The 21410-nt window shown below is 49.9% G+C and carries 14 protein-coding genes and 3 pseudogenes; 9 read left to right on the plus strand and 8 right to left on the minus strand.

From position 1 onward, the window contains the following. Nucleotides 1–278 precede the first annotated feature (278 nt). The 3 genes and pseudogenes from fmt to EV202_RS03230 all read right to left on the minus strand — a co-directional run bounded on the left by fmt (nt 279) and on the right by EV202_RS03230 (nt 3640). Nucleotides 279–1250 carry a methionyl-tRNA formyltransferase gene (gene fmt / locus EV202_RS03220; protein WP_131925389.1) on the minus strand — a complete coding sequence of 324 codons (972 nt, stop codon included), beginning with the start codon at nt 1248–1250 and terminating at the stop codon, nt 279–281. Nucleotides 1251–1272: 22 nt separating this feature from the next. Next, nucleotides 1273–3064, minus strand: a pseudogene (locus tag EV202_RS03225) (chloride channel protein). Between the two features lie 12 nt (nt 3065–3076). Next, on the minus strand, nt 3077–3640 hold the full coding sequence (locus EV202_RS03230; RefSeq protein ID WP_106043416.1) for an L-threonylcarbamoyladenylate synthase: 564 nt from the start codon (nt 3638–3640) through the stop codon (nt 3077–3079). An 80-nt stretch (nt 3641–3720) separates the two neighbouring features. Here EV202_RS03230 and EV202_RS03235 point away from each other — a divergent pair, with 80 nt between their 5' ends. Continuing rightward, the gene (locus tag EV202_RS03235) at nt 3721–4161 is read left to right on the plus strand and encodes an acyl-CoA thioesterase (protein WP_131925391.1); all 441 of its coding nucleotides are present in this window, start codon (nt 3721–3723) and stop codon (nt 4159–4161) included. Between the two features lie 56 nt (nt 4162–4217). Then, complete coding sequence (locus tag EV202_RS03240; RefSeq protein WP_106069034.1) at nt 4218–5396, plus strand: AraC family transcriptional regulator; 1179 nt, start codon at nt 4218–4220, stop codon at nt 5394–5396. A 14-nt stretch (nt 5397–5410) separates the two neighbouring features. On the opposite strand, the pseudogene EV202_RS03245 reads toward EV202_RS03240, so the two are convergent. The 5 genes and pseudogenes from EV202_RS03245 to EV202_RS03265 all read right to left on the minus strand — a co-directional run. Then, nucleotides 5411–6478 (minus strand): annotated as a pseudogene (locus tag EV202_RS03245) (PA14 domain-containing protein); the annotation flags it as partial. Then, nucleotides 6474–8309 (minus strand): annotated as a pseudogene (locus EV202_RS03250) (SusC/RagA family TonB-linked outer membrane protein); the annotation flags it as partial. The pseudogenes EV202_RS03250 and EV202_RS03245, both read right to left, overlap by 5 nt. Before the next feature lie 111 nt (nt 8310–8420). Next, nucleotides 8421–9272 carry an ROK family protein gene (locus tag EV202_RS03255; RefSeq protein WP_131925392.1) on the minus strand — a complete coding sequence of 284 codons (852 nt, stop codon included), beginning with the start codon at nt 9270–9272 and terminating at the stop codon, nt 8421–8423. 192 nt (nt 9273–9464) lie between these two features. Continuing rightward, the gene (locus tag EV202_RS03260) at nt 9465–10430 is read right to left on the minus strand and encodes a phosphatidylinositol-specific phospholipase C (RefSeq protein ID WP_131925394.1); all 966 of its coding nucleotides are present in this window, start codon (nt 10428–10430) and stop codon (nt 9465–9467) included. Between the two features lie 447 nt (nt 10431–10877). Further along, on the minus strand, nt 10878–11645 hold the full coding sequence (locus tag EV202_RS03265; RefSeq protein ID WP_131752165.1) for a YaaA family protein: 768 nt from the start codon (nt 11643–11645) through the stop codon (nt 10878–10880). A 223-nt stretch (nt 11646–11868) separates the two neighbouring features. On the opposite strand from EV202_RS03265, the gene recJ reads away from it, so the two are divergent. The 7 genes from recJ to EV202_RS03300 all read left to right on the plus strand — a co-directional run bounded on the left by recJ (nt 11869) and on the right by EV202_RS03300 (nt 20995). Further along, on the plus strand, nt 11869–13608 hold the full coding sequence (recJ, locus tag EV202_RS03270) for a single-stranded-DNA-specific exonuclease RecJ (RefSeq protein ID WP_106070484.1): 1740 nt from the start codon (nt 11869–11871) through the stop codon (nt 13606–13608). A 61-nt stretch (nt 13609–13669) separates the two neighbouring features. Next, nucleotides 13670–15673 carry a RecQ family ATP-dependent DNA helicase gene (locus EV202_RS03275; RefSeq protein ID WP_131925396.1) on the plus strand — a complete coding sequence of 668 codons (2004 nt, stop codon included), beginning with the start codon at nt 13670–13672 and terminating at the stop codon, nt 15671–15673. A gap of 77 nt (nt 15674–15750) precedes the next feature. Continuing rightward, complete coding sequence (locus EV202_RS03280) at nt 15751–16710, plus strand: tetratricopeptide repeat protein (RefSeq protein ID WP_106069047.1); 960 nt, start codon at nt 15751–15753, stop codon at nt 16708–16710. 363 nt (nt 16711–17073) lie between these two features. Continuing rightward, the gene (locus tag EV202_RS03285; protein WP_131925398.1) at nt 17074–17922 is read left to right on the plus strand and encodes a prephenate dehydratase; all 849 of its coding nucleotides are present in this window, start codon (nt 17074–17076) and stop codon (nt 17920–17922) included. Further along, complete coding sequence (locus EV202_RS03290; RefSeq protein WP_131925400.1) at nt 17897–19081, plus strand: pyridoxal phosphate-dependent aminotransferase; 1185 nt, start codon at nt 17897–17899, stop codon at nt 19079–19081. Before EV202_RS03285 ends, EV202_RS03290 begins: the two co-directional genes overlap by 26 nt. A gap of 17 nt (nt 19082–19098) precedes the next feature. Then, entirely contained in the window at nt 19099–20166 is a 1068-nt protein-coding gene (locus EV202_RS03295) for a bifunctional 3-deoxy-7-phosphoheptulonate synthase/chorismate mutase type II (protein ID WP_131925402.1), read from the plus strand. A gap of 55 nt (nt 20167–20221) precedes the next feature. Next, entirely contained in the window at nt 20222–20995 is a 774-nt protein-coding gene (locus EV202_RS03300; RefSeq protein ID WP_131925404.1) for a prephenate dehydrogenase/arogenate dehydrogenase family protein, read from the plus strand. Nucleotides 20996–21410: the final 415 nt, after the last annotated feature.

Consider the following 21410-nt stretch of genomic DNA (forward strand, 5'->3'; position numbering starts at 1 on the left):
CTTATACAACCGTAAGCTCTCGCTTGTACAACCGTAGCCTCTCGCTTGTACAACCGCAAGCCTCCGCTTGTAGGAGTGTAAAACGGGGGTAGACCCGGCATGCCGACGAGCGCTTCATTCTACCCTCACATCCGGTCTTTTCTTATGTGCGGGCTTATCATCCTTAAAGTGTGGGCTTACCTCCCTTAAAGTGCAAGCTTATGCCTGCTGAAGTGTGGGCTTGCGACTGCTAAGGTGTGGGCTTGCAAATGCTAAAGTGTGGGCTTACAAATATGCATCTATTGCATCCTGCACCCTTCCGTCAGCCGAAAGCCGCGCAACAGTTCATCAGTGCCCAAACGTTTCTTGCCCGGAAGCTGAAGAGAGCGAATGCCGATAAAGCCGTCTGTGGCGGCAACGCGGATATAAGTCTTGCCATCCGTCAGCAATGTGCCGGGAGAGAGCGTATGGCGGGTTTCAATCTTTTCCGTTTCAAATACCTTTACTGCAACTGCCTCCCCATCGGGCCGGTGCAACTCCGTCCATGCCGCCGGATAGGGAGAAAGGCCGCGCACGAAATCATAGATACGTTTCACAGGCCGGTTCCAGTCAATCCGGCAAGTCTCTTTGAAAATCTTCGGTGCCGGACGCAGTTCACCGACAACCGCCATCTCCTCCTGCGGAATAGTTCTCACCGTGCCGTCAAGAATGGCATCCACCGTTTCTGTCACCAAACGTCCTCCCAGCAGCATCAGCTTATCATGGATAATGCCCACATCATCCGTATCGGCAATGGGTACGCGCACTTGCTGTATGACCTCGCCCGTATCTATTTCGTGTTTCAAGAAGAAAGTGGTGATGCCCGTCTCCGTATCTCCATTGATGACCGCCCAATTGATGGGAGCCGCACCCCGATACTGCGGCAGCAAGGAAGCATGCAGGTTGAAAGTTCCGAGCCGGGGCATGTTCCACACCACTTCGGGCAACATGCGGAAAGCCACAACGATTTGCAAATCGGCTTTCCAACTGCGCAACGCCTCTACAAAGCCCTCATCCTTCAACTTCTCCGGCTGAAGAAGCGGAAGCCCATGTTCCAGCGCATACTGCTTCACAGGCGAATATTGAATCTTATGTCCGCGCCCGGCCGGCTTGTCCGGCATCGTAACGACACCCACTACATTGTAGCCGCCTTCCACCAGACAGCGAAGAGCCTCCACTGCAAAATCGGGAGTACCCATATAAACTATTCGTAAGTCTTCTTTCTTCATCATTTCATTCAAAGCCTATAAGTCTTTAATCTTCCGAGAAATGCACCAACACCTCACGATACGAATTGAATATCTTCGACTTGGACACAAAGCCCAGATATTTGCCGCCCGCATCCACTACCGGCAAGTTCCATGCCCCGGTATCATCGAACGTACGCATCACCTGCTCCATGCTGTCCGTATCATAGAGGCGGGCAGGCGTGGAGGTCATGAACCTGCCTACCGTAAAACGATGGTAAAGCTCCTGACGGAACATGATGTTGCGAATGGCATCCAGCGAAACAATGCCCAACAACACGCCTTCTTTATCGACCACCGGAAAGATATTGCGGTGAGAAGCAGAAATGGCCTTCACCATCTCACCCAAGTCCATATCGGGACGTACGGGTACAAAATCCTTCTCCACCACATTCTCCATCTTCATCAGCGTGAGTACCGCTTTGTCCTTGTGGTGTGTCAGCAACTCGCCTTTTTTGGCCAAGCGCATAGAGTACAGGCTGTGAGGCTCGAACATGATAATAGTGAGGTAGGAGCTGACCGAAACAATCAGTAAAGGCAGAAAGAGGTCATAACCTCCCGTAAGCTCGGCAATCAGGAAGACGCCCGTCAGTGGAGCATGCATCACACCACTCATCACCCCCGCCATGCCCATCAAGGCAAAATTCTTTTCGGGCAGAAAAGCGGTTATCTCAAACTCATTGCTGAAATGCGAAAATACAAAACCGGCGATACATCCCAAATAGAGCGAAGGTGCGAAGATACCGCCGCAGCCACCGCCACCGTTCGTTGCACTCGAAGCGAATACCTTGAACAGTATAATCAGCATCAGATAGAGCAACAACAAGCTTCCGCTGCCATAGAAAAAGGAGTTGTTCATCACCGTATCCCACTGGGCATTGTCGGTACCGTTCAGCAGCAACTCTATCGTGTCGTAACCTTCGCCATAGAGGGGCGGAAAAAGGAATATGAGCACACTCAGCATCGCCCCCCCCCACTGCCAGTTTACTGTAGGGCGTCTTCAACTTGCCGAATATTCCTTCTACGGAACTCATGGCACGGGTGAAATAAAGCGACACCAATCCGCAGAAAATGCCCAACATGATGACGTACGGAATACGTTCCAGCTCGAAAGGCTGGTCCAGATGGAATTTAAACATAGCGTCCGTGCCCGTCATGATATAAGAAACAGTGGCCGCCGTCACTGCGGAAATCAGCAACGGAAGCAAAGAAGACATCGTCAGGTCTATCATCAAAACCTCCAACGTAAACACCAATCCGGCAATAGGCGCCTTGAAAATGCCGGCAACGGCACCGGCAGCGCCACAACCCACCAAAAGCATCAGCGTGCGATGCTCCATCTTGAACATGCTGCCCAGATTTGAACCGATGGCCGACCCCGTCAGCACAATCGGCGCCTCCGCTCCTACCGAACCGCCGAAACCGATGGTTATGGAACTGGCAATGATGGACGACCACGTATTATGCGGTTTGATGCGCCCCTGCCGACGCGAAATGGCATACAGAATCTTAGTGACCCCGTGGCTGATATCATCCTTCACGACACGACGCACAAACAAACCTGCAAGGAAAATGCCCACCACCGGATAAACCAGATAAAGATAATTGGCCTCCGTTACGTTGAAGTTGTCTGTCAGGAAATCCTGTATCCAGTGTATCAGCATCTTCAGTATCAATGCGGCAAGTGCCGTACAGATACCGACCAGAAAACTCAGTATCAGGATAAACTGTTTCTCTTTTATCTTCTTTTCGCGCCATATAATGAAACGCTGCAACAGACTTCTCTTTTCTCCCGCCATCACGCCCCTTTTTTATTCGCGAATAATTTTAATGACTCCGCCTTTCTCCAGCTTGATGATACCGGAAGGTTTCGGACGCCCTGTCTCTTCCCTGCGGCATTCCACGATATAATCGACTGCCGATTTTATCTCTTCACTGATTTCGCTGAAATTGCCCGGCGAGGGCTGACCGCTGATATTGGCAGAGGTAGATACAATCGCCTTACGGAATTGTTGACAAAGTCTCTTCGAAAACTCCTCGTTTGTCACCCGTATGCCTACACTGCCATCTTCCGCCAACAGATTCGGAGCTAAATTACGCGCTCCCGAATAGATAACGGTCAAAGGTTTGTCGGCCATTTCAATCAAGTCCCAAGCAATCTCCGGCACATCCTGCACATAAAAGTCCACCTTCACCGAAGAATCGACCAATACCAGCATCGCCTTGCTGTCAGAGCGTTGCTTGATTTCATATACACGGCGCACCGCTTCCTCATTGGTAGCGTCGCACCCTATCCCCCAAATAGTATCGGTGGGATACAAAATCACCCCGCCTTCGTTCATCACCCGGCAGGCTTTTTTTATGTCTTCTATCATTTCTTGATGCATAAACTCGCAGATTGACACGCAAAAGTAGTATTTTTGCTGTGATAATAAACAAAGTTTAAGAGAAAACAATGGAAGAAATAGAATTTAACCACACCCTGCCCATACAACTACGCTTCAATGATGTCGATAAGTTTGGACACGTAAACAACACTGTTTATTTCTCTTTCTACGACTTAGGAAAGACTGAATATTTTGCCTCCGTATGCCCGGAGGTGGATTGGGAGAAAGACGGAATTGTCGTTGTGCACATCGAAGCAAACTTCCTTTCACAGATATATGGTTCCGACCACATTGCCGTGCAGACCGCAGTAACGGAAATCGGAACCAAAAGCTTTCATCTTGTACAAAGGGTCATCGATACGAATACGACAGAAGTGAAATGTACATGCACTTCCGTCATGGTGGCTTTTGACATCACCGAGCACACTTCCAAACCATTGACGGACGAATGGATTGAAGCAATATGTAAATTTGAGGGCAAGGATTTGAGAAAGAAGAAATTGGGATAATAAAAAAACTCTTTTTATATTTGTGTGAATAACTGAAACAGCTCCTATTGGCCACCATGATTCGATTGATATTACTGTCAGACTTTACGGAATCTTTCTCATACAATTTGCTGAAAGGTGTATTGGCCTACTCAAAAAGCCACGAGCCATGGGTAGTATGCCGGATGCCTCCTTCCTACAAACTCACTTATGGGATAGAGGGAGTTCTGAAATGGGCAAAAACCTGGCAGGCGGACGCCATCATAGGCCGATTCGACAACGAAGACAATGTAGAGTTATTCCGACAACATGGAATCATTGCAATAGCGCAAGACTATAAGGCGAGATTCGAGAATATACCCAACATTACCGGCGATTACCGGAAAACCGGGAAAATGGCTGCCGAGTTTTTCTTAAACAAAGGATTCCAGCATTTTGCTTTTTACGGCTATCGCGACACGGTATGGTCGCAAGAACGTTGCGAAGGTTTTTACGAATGCATAGCTGAACGGGGATTTGGCAATAACTTCCATGCCTATCAGGAACAATCGCTCGACGACTTATGGTTTTACGAAGCTCCTCCTTTGCTCTCGTGGCTCAAGTCTTTGCCCCACCCCACGGCTCTTATGGCCTGCGACGACAACCAAGGAAACCGCATCACGGAAATCTGTAAAGTCAACAACATCAAAGTTCCTGATAAGATAGCCATATTAGGTGTGGATAATGACGAAATAATCTGCAACCTGTCCGACCCTCCCTTATCCAGCATCAGCCACAATATCGTGCGGGGCGGTTTTGAAGCGGCCGAACTGATAGACCGTTTATTGAATGACGAGGAAAACAACCGGCAGGATATGCAGGATGTGGTAATCCAGCCTATCAATATAGTGAACCGCCTTTCCACGGATTTCTATTCCACCACCGACATGCACATCCATACGGCCTTGAAATATATTCACCAGAACATTGCCTCCGACATCACGGTATCAGACATAGTTAAACAAGTACCCTTGTCGCGCCGCCTATTGGAAATCCGTTTCAAGCAAGTCACGCAACAATCCATCCACAAATACATCTTCAATCTGAGGATGGAACGCTTTGCACAATTATTATTGGCCAGCGATGCACCTATTGCAGACGTGGCGGAACAGGTTGGAATAAACAATCTCAAAAACCTGTCCCGCCAATTTAAAATCTTAAAGAAAGTCTCTCCCAATGAATACAGGAAAGAGCACCAAATGATGAACCGCCCTTAAGAGGGCTTATCCGCTTATTCCGGTAGAAACAATACATCATCCGACAAAAGAGTCTCCGGAATATTCTTCCCGGAATAGCCGACTTCCAATTCCTGCCCCATGTAATCTTCAAAGTAAAGCAGACGCAGTTCATGAAGCCCTTTCTCAAGAGCAACCTTGCCTTCGGAACGGCGTCCGCTATGCCCGCCGTCATTGTCAACCACCAACTGTCCGTCCACATAAAGCGCAGACCCGTCGTCAGAAAACGTATAGAAACGATATATGCCTTTTTCGGGCACATTCATTAATGTACGAAATTCATAAGCAAAGTGGTCGGCAACAGAGGCTTCTTTGATTGAGAAGTTCTTCATTACCCCCTCCTTGACTTTTTTGCATGAGGCAATATCGGCAATGCGCTTACACTTTCCTTCATAATAAATGTATGCCGTTCCGTGCTTGCCGGGAGTTTTTCTCAATGCCGGCAAGTAGGCCATGGTTTGTTCTTCCTCGGAATTCAATCCCGATGGATAATAATAGGAAGCTTCTCGTCCCGAAGGTGTGGAAATCCATGTTTCAAACCTGAATTCTCCTTCAAGCAATTCAATGATGCGTGCTCCTCGTTTCAATGAGCCGTAAGCATCCGCTCCGGTCACCCTGCCATAGCCAAGCGCTATGCCCTTGTTTATCCCGATATAGTCATTATCGTGATCATGCCCGGCAAAAACTCCCATCACATCTTTCATGTCAACAAAGGAGGCAAACATTCCGGAGTTTATTTTTGATGAGGCGACTCCGCCCTCTCTGTCGTTTCCATAAGTCTTGCCGTCGCCTCTAATCTCATTATATTCAATAAGAAGAATGTGGAAGAACGCCAAAGCCGGGAGCGGATTTCCATTGTTTCCCTCGGTAAAACGGGCGCTTTGTCTGCGATACCAGTCAATCTGGTCGAAATGAATCCAATCATAAGCGCCATACAGTTTATTGGATTGATAGTCATTCGAATCCATACAATAGAGCAACGCCTCTACTTTATCTTTCTTTTTCGTTCCGTAAACAGGAATAACGCAGTTGCCGCATCCCGTAATGACTTCAGGCCCTGTCGCCATGATTATTCGCTTTGGGCAAGCGGCCTGCATAGTCGCGACGCCATGAAGCTGTGGCGAAGTAACGGTCGTTGTAGGAATAAGCCAAACGGGCAATCAATGAAACATTGGCATCAGGACCAGACAGATAATCAATGGCTTGGGTGGTTCCGGCATAAGCCAAGTATTGCAGAAACTCCGATTCATCGGCAAAATCTCTACCGGTAACCTCCAACCCGCGACGGCTATAACGGTCGGCAGTAGTAGAGAACAAGGCACCGACAGTGTGTTCGCCAAAGGTATGGTCGTAGGTCAATGTATTTTCCGTTTTCCACGCATCGGCGCGATAGCTCGTTTCCGTCAAGGAGTTGGACAGAGACGGTTTGCCTACCTCATCGCGAATGGGATTGAAGTTCTTATAAAGATTGCTGTTCAGGTTATAGGTGAAACGGCTGGTAAACTTCAGTCCCGGAATCACATTCGCAATCTCCAGACTGGTTGTGCTCCAGATGTCACTGGTTTTGTTGTATCGATTTTCAGCTTCCAGCAAGCGAACCGGATTCACCGCATCGCCATGAATGTCGGCGAAATTCGAGCCGTATTGGGCGATATAAGCAGGGTCTTCGGTAGTGGTTCCTCCGTAGCTTCCATCCAACGCATTATATATAGAAGCGCTGGCAGGCATGTAGATAGCCGAAATGATGGGACCTGTATAACCGTCGTTATCCGTATTTTTAGAACGCGACTCCGTATTCTTCCAAACAAAATCTTCGCTGACGGTGACCCACTTGTTCAGTTTTATCTTGCCGTTGTAGCGCAAAGAAAGGTTTTTGTTAAAGGTGTTGATGAGCACTCCCTCATCATTGTCGTAAGCAAAAGAGATGCGGCTGCTATAATTATCCGTACCTACATTCAAGGCCACGTTGTGGCGTTGATAGAAAGCTGTGCGGAAAATGGCATCCATCCAATCGGTGCGGGTAGTACCTACCCACGGATTCTTGGAGACATCCCAACCGGTAGGCAGTGTCATACCGGCATTGGCATAAGAGCGTTTACGCATTTCGATTTGCTGTTCCGCATTCAGAGGGTCAATCAGGTTGGTGGCTTGACGAAGACCGAACGTGCCGTCGTAAGTCAAAGCCGGCATACCTTCTTTAGCTTTCTTTGTGGTAACCAAAACCACACCACCTGCACCGGATTGTGCTCCATAGATGGCCGCCGAAGCCGCATCTTTCAACACAACAATACTCTCTATATCGTTTACGGAAGCAATGGGAGCGCCGGGAACACCGTCTACTACCCACAATACATCGTCTTTAGCCGAGCCTTGACCGCGGATGACAATGCTGGGAGAAGAAGTCGGGTCGCCACCGTCTGCCTGGATGGTGACACCGGGCAACTGGCCTTGCAACATACCCTCGGTAGAGGTCACAGGGCGCACAGCCAACTCGTCGGTATTACTCACCACACCGACGGAAGCCGACAAGTCTTGCTTGCGCGCACTGGCTCCGTAGCCTAAGACCACAACTTCGTCCAGCAGCTCGGTGTCTTCTTTCAAGACAATCACCAAAGGCTTGCCCGTAACCGTAACTTCCTGAATTTGGAAACCGACGTAGCTGATGAGCAATACGGCATTCTTTACCGCCGGTACTTCGAATTTCCCGTCAGGATCGGTGACAACGCCTGTCGTTGTCCCCTTCACCAGCACATTGGCGCCGATAATCGGTTCGCCCGTCTGGTCTTTCACTGTTCCCTTCACTGACATTTGCTGCGCAACGGCACCAACCGACAAGAGCAGCCCCAAAACTAAGGGAAGAATCGTCCGATAGATTCTAAGATTTGTTCGTTTCATGCATTTAAGTTTTAAGTTTATAATTACGTACAATTGCACAATGGTTTAGAAAAATGAAGCAAAATTCTTAAAACCATGTTGCAACTGCATGACAAAGGTTTATCATTTATTTTATATTTCGACTTGTCCTCCGTCCCAAGCATCCGTCAGCACAGAAGCTCCCAACAAGCTTGCGTCTTCCTCCTGCGAGGGTATTATCTCCACACTTTCCGATATTACTTTATAGGGAAAATCGCGCATACCCTCTCTCATTGCCCCTTCAAAAAGGGGGAAAGCCGATGCAATGCCTCCTCCCAACACAATCGCCTGAGGTGCATAGGCATAGAGAATCACTTTCATCAGATGGCTCAGATGAAGGCCGAAATCGTGCCACAGCTTCAGCGAGGCGGCGTCGCCTTGTTGTGCTTTGCCGGCAACTTCCACGCTCGTGGTGCCGTGCCGCTTGAAAAAGAAACTGCTGCAATAGTGCTCGAAATCGGCATCCAGATAGGGGAACGAGCCTATTTCACCGGCTCCCATGTATTGACCTCCGTACAAGCGATGATTGACAATGACTCCCGCACCTATGCCGGTTCCGATAGTCACGCCCACCATATCAGCATAGGGCTTCCCTTTACCGAACCGGCTCTCGCCCAAGGCAAAGCAGTTGGAATCGTTGTTGACGGCAACCGGCAGTCCGAACTCCTTCTCCAAAGCTTCTTTTAAGTGAACTTCTGTCCACGAAGGGATGTTCGCCACATTATATACAATACCTTTTTGGGGATGGACGATGGAAGGAACTCCTATGCCGATGCCGTCTACCTGCGTATTCATCATGTCTTTGATGAGCCGAACCAGTTGGCCGAGCACCACCGTAGCCTCTTGCTGTGCAAGACAGGCCACCGACACTTTTTTCAGGCAGCGCCCGTTTTCCACTTGGGCTATCCTTATATTCGTACCTCCCAAATCGATTGATAATTTCATTGTATATTAGGTTTAAACGGTTTTGGTATTTGCAAAAATAAGAACACTCTTTTTCTTCCATGCCGCCAATTGCGCATATAAATCTTCATTTTGCGCAAAAATAAAGACGTGTTCCCCAAAAGTTGCCTTCAAAGAGCAGCAAGAAAGATGCCGAATGTTTTGCCTCGTTTTACGGCTTAATTCAAAAACATTTCAATAGCTGTTGCAGCGAATCAAATAATCTGCCAACGCTTTCCCGCCTTGCAAGTCTGTAAAGTCGATGAAGACGATGCCGCATTTCCGCTTACGGCCTTTCGCCAGACAAGCCGCCACCGGTTGGTTTATGCGGTTGGCAAAGGCCAAAGGCGTGCCCGAAGGCAGACCGGTGGCACTGGTGAAAGAGATTGCCCAACGACGCGAGGCGGCCGGCTCGGCAACCACCTTATCGAAGTGGCGGATGCAGGACGCAATTTTTTTATCCGCTTCCTTATCCGATTCGTATTGATATTTATCCTGAAACAGGACTTTACCCTCCACCCCATTTTTACCGCGAAGCGTAAGCAGGCAGGACGCATTGTCAGCCCACCCGATGCAGGCAGCTCCCGGATAGCGTTCCATGACAAAGTCTCTATGCAAAAAGAGGATTTTGCCGCGACACTCTCCGAGCGTCAGCCCCGGATGGAAATCCGTCACGAAATAGCGTTGATGGGCAGGGATAAGCAAAGAGGAGGATAAAAGAGATGCGTAGTCTTCCGACGCACCCCCTTCTTTCTTCAGCGACACAACCAGCGTTTCAGAAGGATGTGCCTGCAAAAAGGCGATGAAAGCGGGCAGCACGTCTTCTTCCCAATAGATGCCCTGAAAGGCATGGCTGTGGAATATGCCCAGCTTATTCTTCCTTTTCCGCAGACGAATATCAAAAGCACGTATGCCTTGTTGCAACTGTCCGGCGATGCTCAGGGTTTGCGTTCTCAACGTACGTCCCCCTCTTGTACTCCCACTGTCGTGCGTGCCGGGGACAGACAGTTTGCACATCGGCAATGTGTCATGGAGTGCTTTCATCCATTCCTCCTTTCCGGTTTCGGTCAAAAAGCCTGCACTTACGGCACAGATGCAAGGAACAGCCATCCATACAGCCAGCATCCATATAGCAAAGATTCGCTTCCAGTTCTGTCTCATGGTGTTTCTTATAAATGCTTTACTTTCACAAATATAGAAAATCCATTCATCGATTTCGGTCCGAAAAACGCATATAAATCCTCATTTTGCGCAAATCAATGCGATGTCTCTTATCCGGATTTGGGATGAGTGCCACTGTTCTTCCCGCCCTGAAACTAAAAGTTTCACCCTCCGTCTTCGGGATGGAACTCACCTCCCAATACAACTTAAGATACCTCCCAATACGACTGAAGTACCCCTAAGTCGTATTGGGAGGTATCCTAAGTTGTATTGGGAAATCGCTTCCCTATCATACACATACAGGTGGGAAATAAGGTTTCAATCGTCAGGAAACACTTCTGACGGGGTGAAACCCTGCGAGTGGCGCTTTATTGGCCACCAAACAATCGGTCAAAAAAAAACGGGCGGAAAAGGCTTCATAGCGGGTTCGGTGGCTCCAACGGAGCCTCATCCCAAAACAAACTGCAAATGATTATCCGTGCTCTGCTCCTCGTCCAAAGCAAAGCCTTCCCATGCGAAAGTCCTCAGTTCTTCCGGGCAATCGATACGGTTCTTGATGATATGGCGCACCATCTCGCCACGGCACATCTTGGCATAGACGACCACCGTCTTCCGCTTGCCGCCTTTCATCACCTGAAAATCGGGCGTAACCACACGCACCTCTTGCTCCACCCGTTTCCAGTCGAACAAGTCCTTCATCTCGCCGCTTGCCAGATTGACGAGCACTCCGCCCCGATGCTTGATTTCGGCAATGAAATAATCCGTCAGCAAAGGCTTCCAGTAGTCGAACATAGAGATGCCTCCCTTTTCCGGCAGCCGTACATCGCCTTCCATACGATAGAGCCTGATGCCATCCAAAGGGCGAAGCAATCCGTAGAGAAAAGAGGTGATAAGCAGATGGTCTTGGGCGTAACAAAAATCGTCTTCCGTAAAATCTTCCGGCAAGATACGCTTGAACACAGCGCCCGTATAAGCACAAATGGCGGGAACAGGAAGGTTGTCCGCCGAACAGAAATCATGGAAGCGCAGGCTGTTCTCAGCGGCAATCTTGGCATTCACCCGCAAAAGTTTCGCCAACTCCGATGCCGAATACTGCGACATCTCCAGCGCATGTAGCACAGCCTCCGCCTCAAACCGGGGAACAGTGACACGGGGCACGGCTATGGAACCGCACGATGGTGTCATGGTCTTTGCACAAGATATAAAACTAAGCATAAGGAAGCCTCTTTGGTTTTTCGTGCAAAATAAAGCCTTTTCAACAAAGAATACAAAAGCTCTCAATATTTTCTTTAGAATTAGTCTTAGTTTCAAGAGTTTTTCATACCTTTACAGCTTGCAGGAGTATAGCGTGCCCATTCAGGGCGGAAAAGCCCGTTATTCCCCACATGGCCGGAAAGCTATGTGCCTGAGACAAGAAAAAGAAAAAATAATATATAAAATGACTCACAAATGGAATTATCAACCCATTACACCCGAACAGACAGAAGCAAGCCGGCAGTTGGCCCAAGAATTGGGAATTAGCCCGATACTCGGACGATTGTTGGTGGAGCGGGGAATAACAACGGCATCGGATGCCCGGAAGTTTTTCCGCCCGCAACTGCCCGACCTATACGACCCGTTCCTGATGAAGGACATGGATGTGGCCGTGGAACGTCTGAACAAGGCAATGGGGAAAAAAGAGCGCATTCTGATTTATGGAGATTATGACGTAGACGGCACTACGGCCGTGGCGCTGGTCTACAAGTTTATTCAACAATTCTATTCGAACATCGACTATTACATTCCCGACCGCTACAACGAGGGATACGGAGTTTCGTTCAAAGGGGTGGATTATGCCGCAGAAAGTGGCGTAGGCCTGATTATCGTTCTGGATTGCGGCATCAAGGCCGTAGAGGAAATCACATACGCCAAGGCGAAAGGCATCGATTTCATCATTTGCGACCACCACGTACCCGACGAAGTGTTGCCCCCCGCCGTAGCCATCCTGAATGCCAAACGGGAAGACAACACCTATCCCTACGAGCACCTATCGGGATGCGGCGTAGGGTTTAAGTTCATGCAGGCATTCGCCATCAGCAACGGCATCGAATTTCACCACCTGATACCTTTGCTGGATCTCTGTGCCGTCAGCATCGCATCGGACATCGTGCCCATCATGGGCGAAAACCGCATCTTGGCCTACCACGGGCTGAAGCAGTTGAACAGCAACCCCAGCGTAGGACTGAAAGCAATCATCGACGTTTGCGGACTGACGGATAAGGACATCACCGTGGGCGACATCGTATTCAAGATAGGTCCCCGAATCAATGCTTCCGGACGCATTCAGAACGGGAAAGAGGCTGTCGACCTGCTCACGGAGAAAGATTTCTCCGTGGCTCTGGAGAAAGCCGGCCAAATCAACCAGTACAACGAAACCCGCAAAGACCTGGACAAGACCATGACCGAAGAGGCCAACCAAATCGTGGCTGGTCTGGACGGACTGGCCGACCGCCGTTCCATCGTGCTGTATAACGAAGACTGGCACAAAGGTGTCATAGGCATTGTGGCTTCCCGCCTGACGGAGATTTATTATCGCCCGGCCGTAGTGTTGACACGCACGGACGACATGGCCACCGGGTCGGCCCGCTCCGTATCGGGCTTCGACGTATATAAAGCCATCGAATATTGTCGAGACCTGTTGGAAAACTTCGGTGGACATACCTACGCGGCCGGCCTCTCCATGAAAGTGGAAAACGTGCCGGCTTTTATGGAACGCTTCGAGGAATTTGTGTCGCAGAACATCCTGCCCGAACAGACTTGTGCCGTCATCGACATCAATGCAGAAATCGACTTCAAAGACATCACTCCCAAATTCTGCAACGATTTGAAGAAGTTCAATCCCTTCGGACCGGACAATACCAAACCCGTATTCTGCACGCACAATGTCTACGACTACGGCACCAGCAAAGTAGTGGGTCGCGATCAGGAGCACATCAAATTAGAATTGGTGGACAACAAATCGAACAACGTGATGAACGGCATTGCTTTCGGACAAAGTTCGCACGTGCGTTTCATCAAAACCAAGCGGTCGTTCGACATCTGTTATACCATCGAGGAGAATACCCATAAACGAGGAGAAATACAGTTGCAGATTGAGGATATAAGGCCGGAAGCCTCTTCTCCCGATTCCATCCAATAGACTGAAAGCCTCTCCCCCTACCCTTTCCTCCGTAGGGAGGGGAGCAGACAGACCGATTGCTATGAATAAAAGTAACTTTGCTTCCCGCTCCCTATGGGAAAAAAGACAAGAGGAGGTATCTTCTCCCCCTCCCTGCGGGGGAGGGGAACAGAGGGAAGAGGCTTCAGAGCCGAGGTTTCTCCTCCGGCAATATTGGGGCTACACCTCTTTCCGTGGCATTCAGGAAGACATCATCAACAGCATTCTTGCCGGTAAGGACACCTTGGGACTGATGCCTACGGGCGGAGGCAAATCCATCACATTTCAAGTTCCGGCACTCGCCCAAGAAGGGCTGTGCTTGGTCATCACTCCCTTGATTGCCTTAATGAAGGATCAGGTGCAAAACCTGAAAAAGCGAGGAATTAAAGCACTTGCCATTTATTCCGGCATGAGTCGGCAGGAAATCATCGTCGCATTGGAGAACTGCATCTTCGGCAATTTCAAGTTTCTCTACATCTCACCCGAACGACTGGATACCGATATTTTCCGTAGCAAGGTGCAGAAGATGAAAATCAGCATGATTACGGTAGACGAGAGCCACTGCATCTCGCAATGGGGGTATGACTTCCGTCCCGCCTACCTGAAAATAGCCGAAATACGGAAGTTACTGCCCGGCATACCGGTACTTGCACTGACAGCCACCGCCACCCCTGAGGTAATCAAGGACATTCAAAAGCGCCTGAACTTCCGCGAAGAAAACGTGTTCCGCATGAGCTTCGAGCGCCAAAACCTTGCCTACATCGTCCGGAAAACGGAAAACAAGACAGGAGAGTTGTTGCATATACTGCGCCGCATGTCAGGCAGCGCCATCATCTATGTGCGAAACCGCCGCCGCACAAAGGAAATCACCGAACTGCTGCATAACGAACACATCACTGCCGACTTCTATCATGCCGGACTGGACGATGCCACCAAAGACATCCGCCAACAACGCTGGCAAACAGGTGAGAGTCGAGTCATGGTTGCCACCAATGCTTTCGGCATGGGCATCGACAAACCCGACGTGCGCATTGTTGTCCACATGGATCTGCCCGACTCCATAGAAGCCTATTTTCAAGAAGCCGGTCGGGCAGGAAGGGATGGGGAAAAAGCCTATGCCGTCATCCTGTATGCCAAATCAGATCATGCAACTCTCCATAAACGCATTCCCGACACCTTTCCGGAGAAAGAATACATCAAGGACGTGTACGAGCACCTCCAATACTATTATCAAATGGCAATGGGAGACGGGCAAGGTTGCGTACGCGAGTTCAACATAGAGGATTTTTGCAGGAAATTCAAATATTTCCCCGTCCCCGTAGACAGTGCCTTGAAGATACTGACACAGGCCGGCTACTTGGAATACACGGACGAACAGGACAACGCTTCCAGACTGCTGTTCACCATCCGAAGAGACGAACTCTACAAACTGAAAGAGATGGACGAGGAGACGGACAAGCTCATTCAAATCATATTGCGCTCCTACACCGGTATATTCACCGATTATGCTTTCATTAATGAAGATTCGCTTGCCACACGTAGCGGACTCATGAGGCGGCAAGTGTACGAGCTGCTAATCCATCTTGCCAAGCTCCGTATCGTCAGTTATATTCCTCGAAAAAAGACACCTTATATAATATACGCGCGCGAACGAGTAGAGAAACATCATCTGCAAATTCCTCCTTCGGTATATGAAGAGCGAAAGGCACGCTACGAAAAGCGCATCTCCGCCATGCTCGATTACGCCGGCAACGCTACGGCATGCCGTAGCCGCATGTTGTTGCGCTACTTCGGTGAGAAGAACGAGCATAACTGCGGACAATGCGACACCTGCATCAGCCTGAAAAAAGAAGGGGCACATAATGACGACCTTGCAAAGGAACTCGTCGAGGATGTACTCCGGGCACTTTCCGAACAAACCATGACACCCGCTGCTTTGTCCGAACGGTTATCCACGGACAAGGAAACACTAACCCGTGTTCTGCACGGACTATTGGACGAAGGACGAGTAATTGCCGTCAACGGGATGCTGGAAGTTAAGAAATAAATCATTACTTTTGCCGCAAAAAGGAGGTATCCCTCCTTCTCACTCTATTATATTTTATCCTTTTAAGACTTTAAAATATGGGATTCTTTACATCTTTCTTCTCAGGCAAAACAGAAAGCCCGGCAGATGAGAAACAGAAAAGCGACCGGAAGAATTTTGAAATATTCAAGTACGACGGTATGCGTGCACAGCGCATGGGCCGCGCAGACTATGCCGTGAAATGTTTCACGGAAGCCCTTGCCATTTATGAAGACTTCGAGACAATGGGCTATCTGGCACAAGTCTATATTCAGACCGGAGAAGCGGACAATGCGCGCAAATTGCTGGAGCAGATGACCCGGATAGAACCGGAACATACAGCTACCTACATCAGCCTTGCCAACGTGTGCTACATGCTGGAAGATTATACAGCCATGGCCGAAGCGGCAACAAAAGCCATCGAGATAGAAGAAGGCAATGCCATGGCCCATTACCTGCTTGGCAAGGCCGACGACAGCCGGGGAGACGGGATAATGTGCGTTGCCCACCTCACAAAAGCCATCGTGTTGAAAGAGGATTTCACGGAAGCCCGCTTGCTGCGTGCCGAAGCATTGACCAGGATGAAACAATACAAGGAGGCGATGGAGGATATCGACGCCATTCTGGCACAAGACCCCGAAGAAGAAGCTGCGCTGTTGCTGCGCGGAAAAATCAGAGAAGCCACCGAAGACGAAGATGCGGCGGAAGCCGATTATCGCCTCGTGACAGAGCTGAACCCCTTCAACGAACAAGCATTCTTGTATCTGGGCCAGCTTTACATCAACCGCAAGAGGCTGACAGAAGCCATTGAACTCTTCACCGAAGCCATTGAGCTGAATCCGGATTTCTCGACAGCCTATCACGAACGCGGACGTGCCAAGCTGTTGAACGGAGATAAGGAAGGCGCTACGGAAGATATGAAGAAAGGTTTGGAGCTTAATCCCAAAGAGGTAAAGAACATCACCGGGCAATATAACGGGCAGCCGGGCGGACAACAGACGGACATATTGGGATTATAGAAAAGAGGATGAGAGAGATGCCGGAAAGCAAACCTGCAAGGTTTGCAAAAACATGCTGCCTTCTAAAAAAGATACCGATCTGAAATAAAAAACATCCTTTTTTATTTGTATGTAAAAGAAAAGCATTACTTTTGCCGCATAATTCAGAAAAAACAGAGAATAATAAGTATGAAATCATTTGCTTACGCATATTACTTCTTTTTTTACTTTTACTTTGGTCGGAAAGTAGAGCGGGAGTTTGTATGTGTCAAGTGACAGTGATGCTTAAGAACTGAACAGAGAGAACAAGTAAAAATACTGAATCCCGCTCCATCCGTATGGAAGCGGGATTTTTTATAATAAAAACCCGGAAAACAAGAAAGAATGAAAAAGGTTGCCATTCAAGGAACAGCAGGCTCTTTTCACGACATAGCTGCCCACAAGTACTTCGAAGGAGAAGAAATAGAGCTGATTTGTTGCGCAAGCTTCGAAGAGGTGTTTGCCGCCGTCAAGAAAGACAGCAAAGTGATAGGCATGCTGGCCATAGAGAATACCATCGCAGGAAGTCTGCTGTACAACAACGAACTGCTGCGACAAAGCGGAGCGCAAATCGTGGGAGAGCATAAACTGCGCATCTCGCACAGTTTCGTATGCCTGCCCGAAGAAGACTGGAGAGACATCACGGAAGTCAACTCCCACCCCATTGCCCTGATGCAGTGCCGCGAATTTCTGAGCAAACATCCCGAAATCAAAGTGGTGGAAGCCGAAGACACCGCGCTGAGCGCTGAAATCATCAAAGAAAAGAACCTGAAAGGACATGCCGCCATCTGTTCCAAAATGGCTGCCGAGCGTTACGGAATGAAAATCCTGCAAGAGGGAATAGAGACAAACAAGCACAACTTCACCCGCTTTCTGGTGGTGGCCGACCCTTGGCAGGTGGATGAGCTGAAGCGACATCGACAAAAAGAAATCGACAAAGCAAGCATGGTATTCACCTTGCCGCATACGGAAGGAAGCCTCTCGCAGGTATTGTCCATCCTCTCTTTCTACAACATCAACCTGACCAAGATACAGTCTCTGCCCATCATCGGGCGCGAATGGGAATATCAATTCTATGTGGATATCGTTTTCGACAATGTACTCAGATACAAACAGTCCATTACGGCTATCACCCCCCTGACGAAAGAACTCAAAATATTAGGAGAATATGAAGATGGAAAATCAAGCATCTAAAATAAAGCCGGCCCACCGTCTGGCAAGCGTAAGCGAATACTACTTCTCGAAGAAGCTGAAAGAAGTGGCGCAGATGAATGCCGAAGGAAAGGATGTCATCAGTCTGGGCATAGGAAGTCCCGACATGCCGCCTGCCGAAAGAACCGTGCAAGCCCTTTGCGAAGCGGCCAAGAATCCTGACGGGCACGGCTACATGCCCTACGCAGGCATTCCGGAGCTGCGCCGCGCATTTGCCGGCTGGTATAAGAAGTGGTACGGCGTGGAACTGAATCCTGACACCGAGATACAGCCGCTCATCGGTTCAAAAGAAGGTATCCTGCACGTCACGCTGGCCTTTGTCAATCCGGGCGAACAGGTATTGATTCCTAATCCCGGCTACCCCACTTACACGTCGCTCAGCAAGATACTCGGCGCCGAGGTGGTGAACTACGACCTGAAGGAGGAGAACGGCTGGATGCCCGACTTCGATGAGCTGGAAAAGATGGATATGAGCCGCGTGAAACTGATGTGGACCAACTATCCCAACATGCCGACGGGGGCCAACGCCACGCCCGAACTTTATGAAAGGCTGGTAGACTTTGCCCGCCGAAAGGACATCGTCATCGTAAACGACAATCCGTACAGCTTCATCCTGAACGAACACCCCATCAGCATACTCAGCGTGCCGGGAGCCAAGGGCTGCTGCATCGAGCTCAACTCCATGAGCAAAAGCCACAACATGCCGGGATGGCGCATCGGCATGCTGGCCTCGAACGCCGACTTCGTGCAATGGATACTGAAGGTGAAGAGCAACATAGACAGCGGCATGTTCCGCGCCATGCAACTGGCTGCGGCCACCGCGCTGGAAGCAGAAAAAGAGTGGTATGACGGCAACAACGCCAACTATCGCAACCGCCGCCGGCTGGCAGGAGAAATCATGCATGCCTTGGGATGCACCTACAACCCCGACCAGACGGGAATGTTTCTCTGGGGAAAGATTCCGGAGAGTTGCACGGATGTGGAAGAACTGACGGAGCGCGTGCTTCACAAAGCCCGGGTATTCATCACACCCGGTTTTATCTTCGGAAGCAACGGGAAAAGGTTTATCCGCATTTCGCTTTGCTGCAAAGACGATAAACTGGCCGAGGCATTGGAAAGAATCAGGAAAATAAACGAATAATATTTATAAAGAAAGATATGGAACTTGAATTAGAACCCATCACACTGTCCGGCGTAGAAAACAAACGGCCGCTGGTAATAGCCGGCCCGTGCAGTGCCGAAACCGAAGAGCAAGTAATGACCACCGCCAAGCAGTTGGCCGACAAAGGCGTTAAGATATTCCGTGCCGGAATATGGAAGCCGCGCACCAAACCGGGCGGATTCGAAGGCATCGGCGTGGAAGGTCTGCCTTGGCTGAAAGAGGTAAAGAAAGAGACAGGCATGTACGTATCCACCGAGGTGGCCACCGCCAAGCATGTGTACGAGTGCCTGAAAGCAGGCATAGACATCCTTTGGGTGGGTGCGCGCACCACTGCCAACCCCTTTGCCGTGCAGGAAATAGCAGACGCATTGAAAGGCGTAGACATCCCCGTACTGGTGAAAAACCCCGTAAACCCCGACCTTGAGTTATGGATCGGAGCCATGGAGCGCATCAACAATTCCGGTCTGAAGCGGCTGGGCGCCATTCACCGCGGATTCAGCAGCTACGACAAGAAAATATACCGCAACCTGCCGCAATGGCACATCCCCATCGAGTTGCGCCGCCGCATCCCCAACCTGCCCATCATCTGCGACCCCAGCCATATCGGCGGGAAACGCGAGCTGATAGCTCCCCTTTGCCAGCAAGCCATGGACTTGGGGTTCAACGGTCTGATTGTGGAAACCCACTGCAACCCCGACTGCGCATGGAGCGATGCCGCCCAGCAGGTGACACCGGACGTGCTGGACTATATCCTGAACCTGCTCGTCATACGCAAAGAGACGCAGAGCACGGAAAACCTCAGCGAGCTGCGCAAGCAGATCGACGAATGCGACAACAACCTCATACAGGAGCTGGCCAAACGCATGCGCATCGCCCGCGAAATAGGTACTTACAAGAAAGAGCATGACATGACCATCCTGCAAACCGGACGCTATAACGAGATTCTCGAAAAGCGCGGTTCGCAAGGTGCGCTCTGCGGCATGGACTCCGAATTCATAAAGAAAGTATTCGAGGCCATACACGAAGAGAGCGTGAGACAGCAAATGGAAATCATCAACAAATAAAGGCCGGTTGCCGCCGCAAGGCGGCCAACCGCATCCACCCCCTATAGAAGAAGTTATGCGAATACTTATACTTGGAGCCGGAAAAATGGGCTCTTTCTTCACAGACATCCTGAGCTTTCAGCACGAGACGGCCGTGTTCGACGTCAACCCGCATCAGCTGCGCTTCGTCTACAACACCTACCGCTTCACCACGCCGGAGGAGATAAAAGACTTCGAGCCGGAGCTGGTCATCAATGCCGTCACGGTGAAGTACACACTCGACGCCTTCCGCCAAGTGCTGCCCGTGCTGCCCAAAGACTGCATCATCAGCGACATTGCCTCGGTGAAGACCGGACTGAAGAAATTCTACGAAGAGAGCGGGTTCCGCTACGTGTCTACCCACCCCATGTTCGGCCCCACGTTTGCCAGCCTCAACAACCTGAATACCGAAAATGCCATCATCATCAGCGAAGGCGACCACTTGGGCAAAATCTTCTTCAAAGACCTGTATCAGACCATGAAGCTGAACATCTTCGAATATACCTTCGACGGGCACGACGAAACTGTGGCATACTCCCTGTCCATCCCGTTCGTCTCCACCTTCGTGTTTGCGGCAGTGATGAAGCATCAGGAAGCGCCGGGCACCACCTTCAAGAAGCACATGGCCATTGCCAAAGGCCTGCTGAACGAAGACGACTACCTGTTGCAGGAGATACTCTTCAACCCCCGCACCCCCTCGCAAGTGGAGAACATCCGTCTGGAGCTGAAGAATCTGCTCACCATCATCAGCAACAAAGATGCCGAAGGCATGAAGAAGTTTCTGACAAAAATCAGGGCGAACATCAAGTAAGCGGCGGGAACCTGCTGCATCAGCCGTTGCTGAAACGCGAAAGAAAGCCGAAAGAACCTGAGTCCCGGCACAAGGCTTGAGGGGTGGGCGTCGTATGTACAAGAAAATCCTGTCGCCTGCAAGTAAAGTCCGGCACGCCCTTATCTAAAACAGGAAGAGAACGGGGAGAAAACTCCATCGCAAGGCTTGCGTTGTACATCGCAAGCGCTAAGATGTACATCGCAGGGCGCAAGATGTACAACGCAAGCCCTGCGATGGAGAACACTTCCGTTAGAAGCGGATGTTTTCGTGCAGGAGCCGTCGACTTTCGGAAGGCATCCCGCAAACTTCTTCTCCGACTGTCGAACCCGCATTCAGACAAGCCCCCCAGGCAGGCCCTTATTCAAGAAATTCAAAAGCAGACAGGCTCTGAAAT

The organism is Prevotella heparinolytica, from assembly GCF_004342845.1.
Lineage (GTDB): Bacteria > Bacteroidota > Bacteroidia > Bacteroidales > Bacteroidaceae > Bacteroides > Bacteroides heparinolyticus.